The following is a 17,339-nucleotide window of genomic DNA, read 5'->3' on the forward strand; positions in this document are numbered from 1 at the left end:
ATAGTCACTGTGACTATAAACAGGGGTGCGGGGTCGGGGCAAGGGAAAAGCCCGCGGTGCCGTGGGCACTGCGGGCTTTTCGTGGAACGGGGCCGAGCGGGGTCGAGCGGGGCCGAGCGGAGTCCTACAGACCGACCTCGCGCATCAGCATGCCGACCTCGGTGTTGGTCAGGCGGCGCAGCCAGCCGGACTTCTGGTCGCCCAGCTCGATGGGACCGAAGGAGGTCCGGACGAGCTTGTCGACGGGGAAGCCCGCCTCGGACAGCATGCGGCGGACGATGTGCTTGCGGCCCTCGTGGAGGGTCACCTCGACCATGTAGTTCTTGCCGACCTGGTCCAGCACGCGGAAGTTGTCGGCGCGGGCCCAGCCGTCCTCCAGCTCGATGCCGTCCTTGAGCCGCTTGCCGATGTCGCGCGGCAGTGAACCGGTGATCGCGGCGACGTAGGTCTTCTTCACGCCGTACTTCGGGTGCGTGAGGCGGTGGGCCAGCTCTCCGTGGTTGGTGAGCAGGATGATGCCCTCGGTCTCGGTGTCGAGCCGGCCGACGTGGAAGAGGCGCGTCTCGCGGTTGTTGACGTAGTCGCCCAGGCACTGGCGGCCGTCCGGGTCCTCCATGGTGGAGACGACACCGGCCGGCTTGTTCAGCGCGAAGAACAGGTAGGACTGGGTGGCGACGGTCAGGCCGTCCACCTTGATCTCGTCCTTCGGCTGGACGCGCTTGCCCTGCTCGGTGACGATCTCGCCGTTGACCTCGACGCGGGCCTGCTCGATGAGCTCCTCACAGGCACGGCGCGAGCCCATGCCGGCGCGGGCGAGGACCTTCTGCAGCCGCTCGCCCTCCTGCTCGGCACCCGGGAACGTCTTGGGGGTCCTGATCACGGGCTTGTCGGCGTACCGGTCGCGCACGCGCTCCTCGATGCGCGCGTCCAGCTCGCGCGGGCGGGACTGGCCGCTGCGGCTGCCCGGACCACGGCGCGGGCCGCCGGCGCCGCCGATGCCGGGGGTCTTGGAGGTGCGGGGACCGCCCTTGGCACCGCCGCGCGCCGCGTCACCGCGGGCGCCGCGGGTGCGCTCGCCCTCGGGGCCGACGTCGTAGCGGCGCTCCTCCGGGCGGGGGTTGCGGGGACGCTGGGGTGCCTGGTCGCGATCACGGTCACGGTCACGCGAGCCGCCCTGGCCGCCGCGGTAGCCACCGCCACTGCCGGAGCCGCCGCCCGAGCCGCTGCCGCCCCGGTAGCCGCCCCCACCGCCGGAACCGCTGCCGCCGCGGGAGCCGCCGCTGCCGGAGCCGCCGCGGTAGCCACCGCCGCCGCCGGAGCCGCCGCCACGGGCGCTACCGCGCCCGCCGCCGCCACCGCCGCCGCTGTTCCTGTTGCCACCGTTGCCGTTGCCGCTGCTTCGCATCAAAGTTCCGTCGTCTTGTCGTCTTCATCGGTGTCCGGTGCGTCCGGATCGAACGACGGCACACCTTCTTGCGTCTCGGCTTCGATCGCGTCCGCCTCGGGGAGGAAGGGCGCGAGCTCCGGGAGCTCGTCCAGGCCGCGCAGGCCCATCCGCTCCAGAAAGTAGTTCGTCGTCCTGTATAGGATCGCACCTGTTTCGGGTTCCGTCCCCGCCTCCTCCACCAGACCGCGCTGGAGCAGGGTCCGCATGACCCCGTCGCAGTTGACTCCGCGCACGGCGGAGACCCGCGACCGGCTCACCGGCTGGCGGTACGCGACGACCGCCAGGGTCTCCAGCGCCGCCTGGGTGAGCCGGGCCTGCTGGCCGTCCAGGACGAAAGCCTCCACGGCCGGGGCGTACCGCGCCCGGGTGTAGAAACGCCATCCGCCCGCGACGAGCCGCAGCTCGAAGCCCCGGCGCGCGGCCGTGTACTCGTCGGCGAGCTCCCGCAGCGCGTCCGCGACCTCACGCGGGGTGCGCTCCAGCACCTTGGCGAGGTGCGCCTCGGTCGCGGGCTCGTCCACGACCATGAGGACGGCCTCCAGGGCCGGCTTCAGTTCCAGCGCGGCGACCGCGCCGACGTCGCTGCTCAATCCTTCGCCTCCACGATCTGGTCGAACTCGTCGGTCACCGTCGGCATGCCGTCGCCGTCCCCGCCGCTCCAGCGCACCGTGAGCGTCCGCAGGGCCTCCTCCTGGTCGAGGGCGACCGCCTTCTCCCGGTAGAGCTCCAGGAGGGCCAGGAAGCGCGCCACGACGGTGAGGGTGTCCTCGGCGTCCTCGGTGAGCTCCTGGAAGGTCGCCTCGCCGCGCGTCTTCAGCATCCGCACCACGACGCCGGCCTGCTCGCGCACGCTGACGAGGGGCGCGTGGATGTGGTCCACGTACACCTGGGGCTTGGCCCTGGGCTGCATGGCCTTGACGGCGAGCCGGGCGAACCCTTCCGCGCCGATGCTGATGACCACGTCGGGCAGCAGGTCGGCGTGGTGCGGCTCCAGCCCGACCGTCCGGGGGTAGCGGCGGCCCTCGGTCTCCGCGCGGCGCCCGAAGATCTCGGCGATCTGCTTGTACGCGCGGTACTGCAGCAGGCGCGCGAAGAGCAGGTCCCGGGCCTCCAGGAGGGCGAGGTCGGCCTCGTCCTCGACCTCGGCCACCGGCAGCAGCCGGGCGGCCTTGAGGTCGAGCAGGGTCGCGGCGACGACGAGGAACTCGGTGGTCTGGTCGAGGTCCCAGTCGGGCCCCATGGCCCGGATGTACGTCATGAACTCGTCGGTGACCTTGGACAGCGCGACCTCGGTGACGTCGAGCTTGTGCCGCGAGATCAGCTGGAGCAGCAGGTCGAAGGGCCCCTCGAAGTTGTCGAGCCGCAACGTGAACCGCCCGTCGCCTCCCGCGGGGCCCGCCGCGCCGCCGCCCGCGGGTTCCGCGGCGGGCTCCTGCGGCCCCGGGTCCGCCCGCTCAGCGGGCCCTCCCCCGTCCAGGGTCCCGCCGGCGCCGGCCGGCCCGGCCGCGTCCGTCGTCCCGTCGGCCGGATCGCCGGGCTCGGCGACCGGGCCCCCGGGCCCGCCCACGGTCCCGGCGGACTCCACCGCATCCGAGCTCCCGGCGGGCCCGGCCGGGCCTGTGACGGGGGCCCCGGCCGCCGCCGGGTCGGACACCGGGGCCTCGGCGGCGCCCGGCCCGCGCCCCAGGCTCCGGCGGGCCGGGCGGGCGGCGTGGTGATCGGGAGGCATGGCGGTCCAGGTGGGTACGGAAGAAACGGCAGGTCGGCCACGAAAAGCCTAGGCCCTGCCCGAACGATTCCCCGCCCGGCGGGCCGGGCCGCCGCGGTGGGCCCGGCGGGGTGTCCCGGTGCGGCACACGCCCGCAGGCAACGCCACCGGCGCCCCGTCGGCCGATCGGCACGCAGCGCCCGCACGGGCGCACGGGAGCGGGGGGCGCGGAGCCCACCGCAAGGGGCGTGGTCGGCCCGGCGGGCCGCTCCGGTGCGGGCGGGCACCGTGGGAGCCGCTCCCGCTGCGCGAGCGGCGCGGCGGACGACGGCACCGGCATCGCCGCGAGGTCTCGGGGTGGGCGGCCCTCGCAACGCACCGCGGATGGCGCGCCGGGGCCGGTGCCGGCGGAGGCCGGGGTGGTACCGCCGAGGTCCCGGCTGAGCCGTTCCGGCAGGTGCTTGCGGGAGCCGGAAGCCCGGGGAACGCGCCGCAGGTGGCATGGCGGGCCCGCCGCGAAGCGCGGGAGGCCGCCGACGGCGGGTCGGCGGCCTCTCGGCAGGACTTCGGGCACTGCACGGTCCCGGCTGAGCGGCGCCGCAGGCGGCCCGCAGGCGGCTCAGCGGCCGCGGAGGCGGCGGACCAGGATGCTGGCGTCGCCGCGGGACTCCAGGTCGGCGAGGACGACCGCCACCGCCTCGCGGACGATGCGGCCGCGGTCGACGGCCAGGCCGTGTTCCCCGCGCAGCACCAGCCGCGCGTGCTCCAGGTCCATCAGCTCCTCGGCGGAGACGTAGACCGTGATCTTCTCGTCGTGCCGTTCGCGGCCGCTGGGCCGCCGGTTCGCGCCGCGGCCCTGGCCCTTGCCCCGCCGGGTCGCCCCGGCCGGGGCGGCGGCCGCCCCGGCGGTCTGACCGGCCGGGCTGACAGAACCTTCCTGCGCTCGCCGCGGCTGCCCCACGACGGGTCCGCCCGCCTCCGCAGCGGCCTCAGCCTCCCGGCTGCGGCCCTCTCCCGCCGTACCCCCGGCCGGAGCGGCCGAGTGTTCCGCGGCGGGTGCCTCCTCGGCCCCGCGGCGCGGCGAGGACGACTGCAGCGCCATCCCCCCGGTCGTGCGGAACAGTTCGTCGGCGCCGGGCAGACTCACTCGGCGTGACAACGGGCGAGCACCTCCCTGGCCAGCTGGCGATAGGCGGCGGCGCCGACGGAGTTGGACGCGTACGTCGTGATCGGCTCACCGGCGACCGTGGTCTCCGGGAAGCGGACCGTGCGGCCGATGACCGTGTGGTAGACGTGGTCGTCGAACGCCTCGACGACACGCGCCAGCACCTCGCGGCTGTGCACCGTACGGGAGTCGTACATCGTGGCGAGGATGCCGTCGAGCTCCAGCTCGGGGTTGAGCCGCTCCTGCACCTTCTCGATCGTCTCGGTCAGCAGCGCCACGCCGCGCAGCGCGAAGAACTCGCACTCCAGCGGGACGATGACCTTGTGAGCCGCCGTCAGGGCGTTCACGGTCAGCAGACCGAGCGAGGGCTGACAGTCGATCACGATGTAGTCGTAGTCGGCCATCAGGGGCTTCAGGGCCCGCTGCAGGGTGGACTCGCGCGCGACCTCACTGACCAGCTGCACTTCCGCAGCGGACAGGTCGATGTTGCTCGGCAGCAGGTCCATGTTGGGGACCGCCGTCTTGAGCAGCACCTCGTCGGCCGACATGCCCCGCTCCATGAGCAGGTTGTAGACCGTCAGGTCGAGTTCCATCGGGTTCACGCCGAGGCCCACGGACAGCGCGCCCTGCGGGTCGAAGTCGACGAGCAGCACGCGTCGCCCGTACTCGGCGAGTGCGGCACCCAGGTTGATGGTCGACGTGGTCTTGCCCACGCCGCCCTTCTGGTTGCACATCGCGATGATCTTCGCCGGACCGTGGTCGGTCAGCGGACCCGGGATCGGGAAGTACGGGAGCGGGCGTCCGGTCGGGCCGATCCGCTCACGGCGCTGGCGGGCAGCGTCGGGGGCGAGGGTGGCCGCGTACTCGGGGTCCGGTTCGTACTCCGCGTCGGGGTCGTAGAAGTGCCCCTCGGGCACATTGTCGTAGTCGGCGAATCCCGTGGGCGTATCGCCGCTCAGGTCGCCGGCCCTGGAGTTCACGTCTAGGCCGTCCATGCTCTTTTGGGGCGTCGTCATGTGCTGGTGGTTTGCGAAGGTGCGTACTGCGACGGAGCCGACAGCTTCGAGCCCGGCAGGACTCTGGCCCCGCTCAGGGACGCCTGCTGCACCACCCCCAGGAGTAAATGTCGACTCATTCACAAGTCGTCTTACCTCCTCGGACGTGACCAGGACACTTATCGATAGGTCAGCGTGGCACCATGCCGACGGTTGGCGACTCTATGGCGTGTCACCACCCAGCGGCAACACAATCCGCCGGACCCGGCACGATGTGTCGGCAACCGAACACCACTCTGTCAAGGGCGTCCGCGCCGTCGCCGTGAAGTTTCGCGGGTGCGCGAAAGGGTTAAAGGGTTACGTTCGAGGCGAGTTGAGCGGGATCCCGGGACAGTCCGCAAACATGTCCGGCCGGACCTTGCGGGCAAGGTCCGGCCGGATACGTGAGATTGACGTCAGTCGTTGACGGGTCAGCCCAGCAGGGTGCCGAGCTCAAGGGTCTCCAGGCCGTGGGCCTCGGCGACCGGACCGTAAACGACCTGCCCGTCATGGGTGTTGAGGCCGAGGGCGAGCGCGGGGTCACGGCGCAGCGCCTCGACCCAGCCGAGGTTCGCGAGCTGCACGATGTAGGGCAGCGTGGCGTTGGTCAGCGCGTAGGTGGAGGTGTTCGGCACCGCGCCCGGCATGTTGGCGACGCAGTAGAAGACCGAGTTGTGGACCTGGAAGGTCGGCTCGGCGTGGGTGGTCGGACGGGAGTCCTCGAAGCAGCCACCCTGGTCGATCGCAATGTCGACAAGTACACTTCCGGGCTTCATCTTGGCGACGAGCTCGTTGGTGACCAGCTTCGGGGCCTTCGCACCCGGGATCAGGACGGCACCGATGACGAGGTCGGCCTCGACGACGGCCTTCTCCAGCTCGTAGGCGTTGGAGACGATCGTCTTGATCTTCGTGCCGAAGATCTTGTCCGCCTCGCGGAGCTTGTTGATGTCGCGGTCGAGCAGGGTCACGTGGAAGCCCATGCCGATGGCGATCTGCGCGGCGTTCCAGCCGGAGACGCCGCCGCCGATGACCACGCACTCGCCGGCGTGGGTGCCGGGGACACCGCCCGGGAGGACGCCGCGGCCGCCGGCCGAGCGCATCAGGTGGTAGGCGCCGACCTGCGGGGCCAGGCGGCCCGCGACCTCGGACATCGGGGCGAGCAGCGGAAGCGCGCGGTTGGCGAGCTCGACCGTCTCGTAGGCGATGGCGGTGGTGCCGGACTCCAGCAGGGCGTCCGTGCACTCGCGGGAGGCCGCCAGGTGAAGGTAGGTGAAGAGCGTCTGGTCCTTGCGGAGACGGTGGTACTCCTCCGCGATCGGCTCCTTGACCTTCAGCAGCAGGTCGGCGATGGCCCAGACCTCGTCGGCGGTGGCGAGGATCTCGGCACCGGCCGCGACGTACTCGGCGTCCGTGATCGAGGAGCCGACGCCGGCGTTCTGCTCGATGAAGACCTGGTGGCCGCCTCGGACCAGCTCATGCACGCCGGCGGGCGTGATGGCGACCCGGAACTCGTTGTTCTTGACCTCGCGGGGGATGCCGACCTTCATCGTCGATCACGGTCCTTGACTCAGGGGGAAATAACGGGGCACTTCCATACATACCCGCCCACAAGAGTGCGCAACGGGATGCACCACGAGATGACGTGGTGAAGCCAGTTTAATGAAGGATGAGTCGCTGTCTAGCCTTGCAAACCAATAATCTCAGTCGGATCCACTGCGGATTTCGCAGGCAGCGGGGTCGTCTCCCAGCAATCTGTCTGCGGCGGAGCGGTGCAGTCTCGCCGCCGCGGGGTCCCCCAGCCGGTCCAGCGTGTCGGCCAGCCGGACCTGCAGCGCGGCCTGAAGTCGCTGGTCGCCCGCCCGGCGCGCCAGCTCCACCGCCTCGCGGCAGGTGTGCAGGGATTCCTCGGGCCGGCCCGCGTACTCCTGCACCCGCGCCATCTCGCTCAACGCCTTGGCCTGTCCCGGCACATCGGCGAGTTTGCGGTAGCCCGCGGCGGCCGCCCGCCAGCTGCGCAGCGCGTCCCCGTACCGGCCCGCGTACGTGTGGACGTTGCCGAGGCGCCCGTACAGCCGGGCCTCGTCCGCCCGCTCCCCCCGTGCCAGGGCCTGGGCGAGCGCCCGGCCGAACCAGTCGGACGCCCGGTGCCAGTCCGCCAGCTCCTGGTAGGCACCGCCTACGGATTCCATCGCGCGGCCCGTCGCGTACGGGTCGTTCGCCGCCCGTCCGGCGTCCAGCGCGGCCCGGTAGCGCTCCAGGGCCTCCTGCGTGCGGCCGGTCTCCGCGTCCAGGTCGGCCAGGTTCAGCAGCGCCGCCGCCTGCTCTCGGTGCAGGCCGCGGCGCTCGGCCACGTCCAGCACCAGGCGGTGCAGCCCGTAGAGCTCGGGGGCCGCCTCCGTGGTCCCCCGGTGGTCCGCGAGGGCCCGTACGAGGGCGGCGACCAGCCGGCGGGCCAGGGTGTCCAGCTCGCCGTCGGCGACCGCCAGGGAGGCGGCCGCGGTGAGCGCCGGGAGCCGGGTGTCCAGCCAGACGGCGGCGGCGCGCCGGTCGGGGAAGCGCAGGGCGCGCGGGAGGCCGTCCAGCAGCTCCTGGAGTTCGGCGTCGAGTTCGTCGCCCTCGACGGCCGCCATGGCCCGGCAGGAGTGGAGCAGCCGGACGGTCCGCTCCAGCATCCGGGCGCGGGCCAGCTGGACCTCGGCGGGCCGTTCCTTGGTCTCCAGCAGAGCCTGGAGCGTCGGCGCGAGGCAGCCGGGCAGCAGGAACAGGCCGTCGGGTGCGTGCCGGACCAGCCCCAGCCCGGCGAAGTCGTCGAGCGTGGACTGCGCGGCGGCCACGGAGCAGCCGGCCAGCGCGGAGGCGGTGTGCGAGTCGACGAGGCCGGCCGGGGCGAGCGGCAGCAGGCGCAGCGTGCGCTGGGCGGGCTGCGGCAGGGAGTCGTAGACGAGCCGGAAGGCGCGGCCGAGCGGCCCGCCGGCGCCGGCGGGAGTGTCGTGGAGCTGCTTGGCCACGTCGGCGACGGCGGCCTTGGGGCGGGCCGCGAGCCAGCCGCCGACGAGTTCGAGGGCGGCGGGCTGGCCCCCGCAGGCCTCGGTGAGGGCCTCGGCGGCCCGCGGGTCGGCGGTGATGCGGGTGTCGCCGATGCGGCGGGCGAGCATGGCGACGGCGGAGACGGTGTCCAGGCCGCCGAGGGTGCAGGGGCGCACGTCGGGGATGCCGGTGAGCGGGCCCTCGGCGGTGACGACGACGAGGCACTCGGGGGTGTCCGGGAGCAGGGCGTCGACCTGGTGCGGATCGGCCGCGTCGTCGATCAGGATGATCGCCCGCCGCTCCTGGAGCGCGGTGCGCAGGGCGGAGCTGAGCTCGTCCTCGCCGGCGCCGGGCGGGGTGCACCGGCCCAGCCCGGCCAGCAGGTCCCGCAGGGCGCGCTCGGTCGCGACGGTCTCCCCGCCCGGGGCGGTGAGCCTGGTCCGCAGCACCCCGTCGGGGTACTGGTCGGCGACCTCGCGCACGAACGTCTCCGCGAGGGCGGTCCGGCCGGATCCGGGACGGCCGGCGACGAGCAGCACCCGCGCCCGCGGGGCCTTGGCCTTGCGGCCGGAGAGGGTGTCGAGCCCGGTCCGCGCGATGTCCTCGCGCAGCTCCTTGAGCTCACGCCGCCGCCCGACGAAATCCGTCACGGATCCGCTCCTCTCCCTGCCTTCGGATTGCGAGCGTAGTTCACGCAGAGCGACGGCCCGTGTGGAGCGCGGCGGGTAAATCCCCCAATCGGATCAGCGGATGGTCCGCTTTTTCCCGTGCGGTGGCCCGCGGCGCGGGCGGGGTGCCGCGGACGGGGCCGAGCCGCGGCCCGCGGCCGGGGATCGCCGCTGCGCGGAGCCGTCCCCACCCGCCGTCGCACCGTTCCCCGGGGCTCCGCCCGGCAGCCCGGCGCCCCGATCTCCGACGGGGCTCGCACATCTCCGGGGCCGGGGCCGCGGGCGGGATTCCTCGGCTACGCCTCGTACGGGCGGGCCGGCCAGGGGGCGGTGGCCGGGCGGAGGGCGTCGACACCGCCCTCGCAGGCCAGCGCGGCGGACAGCGCCAGCACCCCCGTCACCAGGCCCGGGTTGCCGAGCTCGCCCGCAAGGACGCCCCGTACCAGCTCGGCCAGCGGCACCCAGGTCACCTCCATGTCCGCCTCCTCCGAGCCGGAGTCGGAGTAGCGCTCGCCGTCCGCCTCCGACACACCCCGGGCGAGGAAGACCCGGATCGCCTCGTCCGACCCGCCGGGTGAGGCGTAGAAGTCGACCAGCACCCGCCAGTCCTCGGCCTTGACGTGCGCCTCCTCGTAGAGTTCGCGCTGCGCGCCGAGCAGCGGGTTCTCACCGGGGACGTCGAGCAGCCCGGCCGGCAGCTCCCACAGCCGCCGCCGCACCGGGTGCCGGTACTGGCTGAGGACCAGTACCCGCCCGTCCTCGTCCAGCGCGAGCACGCACACCGAGCCGGGGTGCACCTGGTAGTCGCGGCGGGCGGTCGAGCCGTCCGGCATCCGGACCTCGTCGGAGTCCACCGCCGTCTTCGCGCCCTGGAACGGCCGTCGGCTCGACAGCGTCTCCCAGGATTCCGACGTGTCCTTGATGTTCATGCCCCGAAGCCCTCCACAACGCGCGACAGCCGGGGTACGGATCTTCCGTACCCCGGCCGTCTACGTTATGCGGTCAGGCGCTCACTTCGCGGACTGCTGCCGCTCCACGGCCGCCTTGACCAGACCGGCGAACAGCGGGTGCGGGCGCGTCGGGCGCGAGCGCAGCTCCGGGTGGGCCTGCGTGGCCACCAGGTAGGGGTGGACCTCGCGCGGGTACTCGACGTACTCGACGAGCTTGTTGTCCGGGGAGGTGCCGGAGAAGACCAGACCGGCCTTCTTCTCGAGCTCACCGCGGTAGGCGTTGTTGACCTCGTAGCGGTGGCGGTGGCGCTCGTCCACGTACGCCTGGTCGCCGTAGACCTCGCGCACGATGGAGCCCTCGGCGAGCTTCGCCGGGTACATGCCCAGGCGCATGGTGCCGCCCAGGTCGCCAGCGCCCTCGACGAAGGCCAGCTGCTCCTCCATGGTCGAGATGACCGGGTGCGGGGTGGAGGCGTCGAACTCGGTGGAGTTGGCGTCCTCGATGCCCGCGAGGTTGCGCGCGGCCTCGATGACCACGCACTGCAGGCCCAGGCAGAGGCCGAGCAGCGGGATCCTGTTCTCGCGGGCGTAGGTGATCGCGCCGACCTTGCCGTTCACGCCGCGGTCGCCGAAGCCGCCGGGCACGCAGACCGCGTCCACGTCGGACAGCTGGGCCGCCGCGCCCGCGGGGGTCTTGCAGTCGTCGGAGGTGACCCACTTGATCTGGACGCGGGCCTTGTTGGCGAAGCCGCCGGCGCGCAGCGCCTCGGTCACCGACAGGTAGGCGTCGGGCAGGTCGATGTACTTGCCGACGAGCGCGACCTTGACCTCGTGGTCGGGGTTGTGGACGCGGTCGAGGAGGTCCTCCCAGACGGTCCAGTCGACGTCGCGGAAGGGCAGGTCGAGCTTGCGCACGACGTACGCGTCCAGGCCCTCGGTGTGCAGGACCTTCGGGATGTCGTAGATCGACTTGGCGTCGATGGCGGCGACCACGGCCGCCTCGTCCACGTCGCACATCAGCGAGATCTTGCGCTTGATGCTGGTCGGGACGTCGCGGTCGGCGCGCAGCACGATGGCGTCGGGCTGGATGCCGATGTTGCGCAGGGCCGCGACGGAGTGCTGGGTCGGCTTGGTCTTCAGCTCGCCGGAGGGGCCGATGTAGGGCAGCAGCGAGATGTGCACGACGAAGACGTTGTCGCGGCCGACCTCGTGGCGGACCTGGCGGACGGTCTCCAGGAACGGCAGCGACTCGATGTCGCCGACGGTGCCGCCGACCTCGGTGATGACGACGTCGACGTCCTCGGTGGCCATGCGGCGGATGCGGTGCTTGATCTCGTTGGTGATGTGCGGGATGACCTGCACGGTGTCACCGAGGTACTCGCCGCGGCGCTCCTTGGCGATGACCGTGTTGTAGACCTGGCCGGTGGTGACGTTGGCCGAGCCGTCGAGGTCGACGTCGAGGAAGCGCTCGTAGTGGCCGATGTCCAGGTCGGTCTCGGCGCCGTCGTTGGTGACGAACACCTCGCCGTGCTGGAACGGGTTCATCGTGCCCGGGTCGACGTTCAGGTACGGGTCGAGCTTCTGCATCGTGACCCGCAGGCCGCGCGCCTTCAGGAGCGCACCCAGGCTGGAGGCCGTCAGGCCCTTGCCGAGGGAAGAAGCGACACCCCCGGTGACGAAGATGTGCTTGGTCGTCATGGCTGTGCTGTTTCGGAAAGCAGCGGGCGGCATCGCCAAGAGGGGGCTCCCGTGGTCGCGAAGTGAGGTGCGTCCGGCGCCGGCCACCGTCGATCCGGAAGGGTTTCAGGGGGCGCCGAAGCTGCGGTTTCGGGGCTCCTGATTCGCACAGGCAGACCACCGGTCCACGGGGTACCAGCCTATCAGCGCCCGGGCCGGTCCGCCTCCGGCCACGCCCCGTCGACGGCTCGTAGCAGAGCGCCGAAGTGCGCCGGGGCGGAGATCCTGAGGCTCACCCGTTCGGCGCAACGGCATTCACCGCGGCCTGGAGAAGATCACTAGGGTGCCGTCATATCCTGCTCGGATATTGCACACATCACCGCCGGGCAGTCCGTCGGACGGCCTAACCGGGCCGATATACGGAATCATGGGCTCACGCGGCGATACCTGCACACAGGAGACCGCGCAAACGCGCATTGCAAGCGCCCTTCGGGGCGGACGTGGCCGTTCGACTGGAGATGCACGTGTCCGGGCGCATCGAGGATTACGCACTGATCGGGGACATGCAGACCGCGGCGCTGGTCTGCCGGGACGGGGCGGTGGACTGGCTGTGCCTGCCCCGCTTCGACTCCCATGCCGTGTTCGCGAGCATTCTCGGCACCGAGGATCACGGGTTCTGGCGGATCGGCCCGGCGTTCCCGGCGGGCTCCGAGGCCCCGCGGGCCACCCGCCGCCGCTACCGCGGCGACTCCCTGGTGCTGGAGTCCGAATGGGACACCCCCCGGGGCGGCGTCCGCGTGATCGACTTCATGCCTCCGCGCGAGCACCACGCGCCGCAGCTGATCCGCATCGTGGAGGGCGTCAGCGGGCGCGTCCCCATGCGCTCGACCCTGCGGATGCGCTTCAGCTACGGCCGGGTGGTGCCGTGGGTGCACAAGGTCGACGGGCGCACCGTCGCCGTCGCCGGCCCCGACTCGGTCTGGCTGGACACCGACGCGGAGACCTACGGCAAGGACCTGACGACGTACTCCGACTTCACCGTCGGGCCCGGCGACCGGGTCGCGTTCAGCATCAGCTGGCAGCCCTCGCACCGCGGCGCGCCCGAGGCCCCGGACGCCGAGGCGGCCCTGGAGTCGACCGCCGAGTTCTGGCGCGAGTGGGTCGAGCAGTGCACGTATCACGGGCCCTACCGGGAGGCCGTGGTCCGCTCCCTGATCACGCTCAAGGCCCTCACGTACGGCCCCACGGGCGGGATCGTCGCCGCACCGACCACCTCCCTCCCGGAGGAGATCGGCGGGGTCCGCAACTGGGACTACCGCTACACCTGGCTGCGGGACGCGGCCATCACCCTCTCCTCGCTGCTGCGCACCGGCTACCGCGAGGAGGCCCGCGCCTGGCGCGAGTGGCTGCTGCGCGCGGTGGCCGGCGACCCGGAGAACCTGCAGATCATGTACGGGATCGCGGGCGAACGCGAGCTCGGCGAGACCGAACTGGACTGGCTGCCCGGTTACGAGGGCTCCCGCCCCGTGCGCGTCGGCAACGGCGCCGCGGGCCAGCTCCAGCTCGACGTCTACGGCGAGGTCACCGAGGCCCTGCACCTGGGCCACATGACCGGCCTGGCCCGCAGCGACTACGCCTCCGTGCTCCAGCTCAAGCTGATCCGCTACCTGGAGACGCACTGGTCCGAGCCGGACGAGGGCATCTGGGAGGTGCGCGGCCCGCGCCGGCACTTCGTGCACTCCAAGGTGATGGCGTGGGTGGCCGTGGACCGCACGATCAAGCTGATCGAGAGCGGGGACGCGGACGGCCCGCTGGAGCGGTGGCGGGAACTGCGCGACGAGATCCACCAGGACGTGTGCGAGAAGGGCTACGACAAGGAACGCAACACCTTCACCCAGTCGTACGGGTCGAAGGAGCTGGACGCCTCGCTGCTGCTGATCCCGCAGATGGGCTTCCTGCCGCCGGACGACAAGCGGGTCATCGGCACCATCGAGGCGATCCAGCGCGAGCTGTCCACGCCCGACGGCTTCATCCTGCGCTACCCGACGGCGGGTGAGGAGGCCGGTGTCGACGGCCTGGAGGGCGACGAGGGGGCCTTCCTCGCCTGCTCGTTCTGGATGGCCGACGACCTGGCGATGATCGGCCGGGTGGACGAGGCACGACGGCTGTTCGAGCGGCTGCTGGCGCTCCGCAACGACCTGGGCCTGCTCGCGGAGGAATGGGACCCGCGGCTCCAGCGGCAGGTCGGGAACTTCCCGCAGGCCTTCAGCCACGTTCCGCTGATCGACACGGCGCTGCGGCTGACCGCGAGCGGGGCCTACGGCGGCTGAGCCGGCCACGACCCGCCCGGGGTGCGGTGCGGTTCGCCGCGCCCCGGTGATCCGCCGGGCCTAGGCTGGAGAGGTCTTATGCCCTCCGTCCGTTGGAAGGGGGCAGCCATGGCTCCCCTCTCGAAGGCGGGCGCGGCCCTGACCGCGCTCCGCGAGGATCTGTCCGGCGAGGTGTTCGCTCCGGACGATCCGGGCTACGACGAGGCCCGGACCGTCTTCAACGCGATGATCGACCGCAGGCCCGCCGTGATCGCCCAGTGCGAGAGCCCGGAGGACGTGGCCACCGCCGTGCGCTTCGCGAGGGACCTCGACCTGAAGATCGCCGTGCGGGGCGGCGGGCACAGCGTCTCCGGTTCCGCCCTCGGCGACGGCGCGCTCGTGATCGACCTGCGCCGGATGCACGAGGTCACCGTCCACCCCGGGGCCCACGCCGTACGGGTCGAGGGCGGGGCGACGATGAGCCACCTGGACCGGGCCTGCGCCCCGTACGGACTGGCCACCACCGGCGGCCGGGCCTCCACCACCGGCGTCGGCGGCTTCGTCCTGGGCGGCGGCAGCGGCTGGCTGGACCGCAAGTGCGGGCTGGCCGTGGACAACCTGCTGGGCGTGGAGCTGGTGACGGCCGACGGCTCGGTCGTGGAGACCACCTCCGAGGAGCGCCCGGAGCTGTTCTGGGCCCTGCACGGCGGCGGCGGCAACTTCGGCGTGGCCACCGCGATCACCCTGCGGCTGCACGAACTGCCCGCCATGGCCATCGCGTTCGTCCTGTACCTGCCGGAGAACGGTCCCGAGGTGATGCGGACCTACCGGGACATCCTGGAGGGCGGGCCGCCGGAGGCGAGCGGGGGCGTGATCTTCCTGACCGGTCCGCCGGACGACGAGCTCGTGCCCCCGCACCTGGCCGGGCGGCTGGTGTGCGCGGCGCTGCTCACGTACGCGGGCCCGGAGGAGCGGATGCGGGGGCTCGCCGAGCCGCTGCTGGCGCTGCCCCACGAGGCGGCGATGGTCACCGCCATCCCGTACGCCGATCTCCAGTGCATGATCGACGATCCGCCGGGGCTGCGGAACTACTGGTCCGCGGAGTATTTGACCGGCGCCCCGGACGCGTTCGTCGACGTGTTCTGCTCCCGGGCCGCGTCGATGCCGGTGCCGACCGGGACCCAGCACATCCTGTTCCCGCAGGGCGGCGCGATCGCCTCCGGCCCGGCCGACTACCCGGTGCCGTACCGGGACTCCCCATGGGTGGTGCACCCGTTCGCGATCTGGGAGGACCCCGCCGACGACGAGCGCTGCCGGCAGTGGGTCAAGGACGTCCGCGCGGACGTGGAGCCGTGGAGCACCGGCGCGGTGTACCTGAACTTCACCGGGGACGAGGGATCGGACCGGGTGGTCTCCGGGCTCGGCGCGGACAACATGCGCCGCCTGGAACGGGTGAAGCGCGAGTACGACCCGGACAACGTCTTCCGCTTCAACCACAACATCCGGCCGGCCTGACCCCCTGATAGCGTCCCGCGACATGGACAACCAGGGCGGGATCACGGTTCAGCGGGCACTGGAGCTGCCGGGGCTGCGCAGCGGCCTGCCGGAGGTGGTGGCCTGCGCCGACCGCCTGGGCCGCACCGTCCGCTGGGTGCACGCGGGCGAGGTGCCGAACATCGCCTCCCTGCTCAAGGGCGGCGAGCTGCTGCTGACCACGGGGCTCGGCCTGGGCACCCGCCCCGCCGAACAGCGGGCCTTCGTACGCCGCCTCGCGGACCGGGGCATCGCCGCGCTGGTGGTCGAACTGGGCCCGCGCTTCACCCGGCTGCCCGCCACGATCGTGGAGACGGCGCGCACGGCGGGACTTCCGCTGGTCCAGCTCCACCGGGAGGTCCCCTTCGTCACGGTCACCGAAGAGGTCCACACCGAGATCGTCAACGGCCACTACGCGCTGCTCCAGCGCGCCGAGGAGGTCCACCGGCGTTGTACGGAGGCCCTGTTGGGCGGCGGGGGCATCCCGCAGGTGCTGCGCATCGTGGCCGACTTCACGGGGAATCCGGTCTTCCTGGAGACCGCGGACGGGCAGTTGCTGTACGCGGCCGCCAGCTCGGCCGGGGACCCCGGCGCGGACCCGCTCCAGGTGTGGGAGGGGCTGCGCGGCCAGCGCGAGACCGAACCGTCCGCGAACACGGTGGTGATCGACGTACCGGGCGGCGGCCACGGCACCGGCTCGGTGCGGGCCCGGGTGGTGCTGGTCGGGGTCTCGGCCCCGCTGCTCCCGGTGCACCGGATGGCGGCGGAGCGCACGGCGGGTGTGCTGGCCGTGGTGCTGATGCAGGCGCGGCAGGAGGAGGAGCTGGCGGCGCGTGGCCGCGGCGACTTCCTCACGGACCTGGCGGAGGGCCGGATCTCGGCGGAGGACGCGCCGGCGCAGGCCCGGGTGCTGGGTTTCAAGCCCGGTGCCGGACCGCTGCTGCCGGTGGTCATGCGGCTCTCGGACCTCGGCCCGTCCGGCAACTGGGCCGTGCTGGCCCGCGCGGTGCTGGAGGAGCTGTCGTCCGTCGGGGTGCCGGTCCTGCTGGGTGTCCGCCCGGTCGAGGGCCGGGTGCCGCTGCTGGTGTCGCTGCGGGCGGAATCGGAACGCACGGCGGTCGCCGACCGGGTCGCGGCGGCGCTGCGGGCGGGTGTGGAACGCGCGGGCCTGGAGCGGGCCACCGCCCCGCCGGCGGTGGTCGTCGGCGTCGCGGGCGGCTGGGCGGCCGCCTCCTCGGGCCTGCGGCACGCGGCGGAGACCGCCACGGCGGCCCACGGCCTGCCGGCCAGGCCCTGGTACGACGCCCGCCGCCTCGACATCGACCTGCTGCTGTGGCGGCTGCGCGAACACCCGGACCTGGCGGCCTTCGTGGACCGCGCGATCGGCCCGCTGCGGGCGCACGACGCGACGTCGCGGCCAGCGCTGCTGCCGACGCTGGAGACGTACCTGGCCCATGCGGGCCGCAAGGCGGAGACGGCTCGTGAGCTCCACCTGAACCGGCAGACCCTCTACAACCGGCTGGCGCGCATCTCGGAGCTGCTGGGCACGGACCTGGACGACCCGGAGACGGTGCTCTCCCTCAGCCTGGCCCTGCGAGCCCGCCGCCACACCGCCTCCTCCTGACGCCATGCAGCCTCGCCGGCGATTGAGGCGCGGCGCGGGGGTTCGGGGGCGGAGCCCCCGCAGCGGCGGCGCGGCCGGACGCGGCGGGGTGGCCCTGCGGGCTTGTCCCCTACCCGCCCTTCCACCGTTCCCCGGGCGCTGCCCGGACCCGCGCCTCAATCGCCGGCGGGGCTGGGTACGCGGGCGCTGCCCGGACC

General features: G+C 72.8%; 12 protein-coding genes. 3 read left to right on the plus strand and 9 right to left on the minus strand.

Features of this window, described 5'->3' with window-relative positions:
• Positions 1 to 124: 124 nt before the first annotated feature.
• The 9 genes from AAT21_RS32720 to AAT21_RS32760 form a co-directional block, all read right to left on the minus strand.
• Positions 125 to 1,405: a pseudouridine synthase gene (locus AAT21_RS32720; protein ID WP_046780597.1), complete on the minus strand. Its 1,281-nt coding sequence runs from the start codon at positions 1,403 to 1,405 to the stop codon at positions 125 to 127.
• Positions 1,405 to 2,037, minus strand: coding sequence for an SMC-Scp complex subunit ScpB (gene scpB / locus AAT21_RS32725; RefSeq protein WP_046780598.1), 633 nt, complete (start codon positions 2,035 to 2,037; stop codon positions 1,405 to 1,407). Before scpB ends, AAT21_RS32720 begins: the two co-directional genes overlap by 1 nt.
• Positions 2,034 to 3,176: a segregation and condensation protein A gene (locus AAT21_RS32730; RefSeq protein ID WP_046780599.1), complete on the minus strand. Its 1,143-nt coding sequence runs from the start codon at positions 3,174 to 3,176 to the stop codon at positions 2,034 to 2,036. Before AAT21_RS32730 ends, scpB begins: the two co-directional genes overlap by 4 nt.
• Positions 3,177 to 3,774: 598 nt before the next feature.
• On the minus strand, positions 3,775 to 4,302 hold the full coding sequence (locus AAT21_RS32735) for a hypothetical protein (protein ID WP_046780600.1): 528 nt from the start codon (positions 4,300 to 4,302) through the stop codon (positions 3,775 to 3,777).
• Entirely contained in the window at positions 4,299 to 5,336 is a 1,038-nt protein-coding gene (locus AAT21_RS32740; protein ID WP_225884681.1) for a ParA family protein, read from the minus strand. The genes AAT21_RS32735 and AAT21_RS32740 overlap by 4 nt, the downstream gene beginning before the upstream one ends.
• Positions 5,337 to 5,785: 449 nt before the next feature.
• On the minus strand, positions 5,786 to 6,901 hold the full coding sequence (ald, locus tag AAT21_RS32745; RefSeq protein ID WP_046780601.1) for an alanine dehydrogenase: 1,116 nt from the start codon (positions 6,899 to 6,901) through the stop codon (positions 5,786 to 5,788).
• Positions 6,902 to 7,054: 153 nt separating this feature from the next.
• Positions 7,055 to 9,031 carry a tetratricopeptide repeat protein gene (locus AAT21_RS32750; protein ID WP_235439303.1) on the minus strand — a complete coding sequence of 659 codons (1,977 nt, stop codon included), beginning with the start codon at positions 9,029 to 9,031 and terminating at the stop codon, positions 7,055 to 7,057.
• Between the two features lie 314 nt (positions 9,032 to 9,345).
• Positions 9,346 to 9,978, minus strand: a complete 633-nt coding sequence (locus tag AAT21_RS32755; protein ID WP_046780603.1) for an NUDIX domain-containing protein — start codon at positions 9,976 to 9,978, stop codon at positions 9,346 to 9,348.
• Between the two features lie 81 nt (positions 9,979 to 10,059).
• A complete protein-coding gene (locus AAT21_RS32760) occupies positions 10,060 to 11,730 on the minus strand; it encodes a CTP synthase (RefSeq protein WP_046780604.1) in 1,671 nt (556 codons plus the stop codon).
• Positions 11,731 to 12,176: 446 nt separating this feature from the next.
• Between AAT21_RS32760 and AAT21_RS32765 the strand changes: the two genes are divergently transcribed.
• The 3 genes from AAT21_RS32765 (at position 12,177) to AAT21_RS32775 (ending at position 17,142) form a co-directional block, all read left to right on the plus strand.
• Positions 12,177 to 14,006, plus strand: coding sequence for a glycoside hydrolase family 15 protein (locus AAT21_RS32765; RefSeq protein ID WP_200904497.1), 1,830 nt, complete (start codon positions 12,177 to 12,179; stop codon positions 14,004 to 14,006).
• Positions 14,007 to 14,114: 108 nt separating this feature from the next.
• The gene (locus AAT21_RS32770; protein WP_046780606.1) at positions 14,115 to 15,500 is read left to right on the plus strand and encodes an FAD-binding oxidoreductase; all 1,386 of its coding nucleotides are present in this window, start codon (positions 14,115 to 14,117) and stop codon (positions 15,498 to 15,500) included.
• A gap of 22 nt (positions 15,501 to 15,522) precedes the next feature.
• Complete coding sequence (locus AAT21_RS32775; RefSeq protein ID WP_046780607.1) at positions 15,523 to 17,142, plus strand: PucR family transcriptional regulator; 1,620 nt, start codon at positions 15,523 to 15,525, stop codon at positions 17,140 to 17,142.
• The last annotated feature ends 197 nt before the right edge of the window (positions 17,143 to 17,339 follow it).

The sequence above is a fragment of the Streptomyces yangpuensis genome, assembly GCF_001005295.1.
GTDB lineage: Bacteria > Actinomycetota > Actinomycetes > Streptomycetales > Streptomycetaceae > Streptomyces > Streptomyces yangpuensis.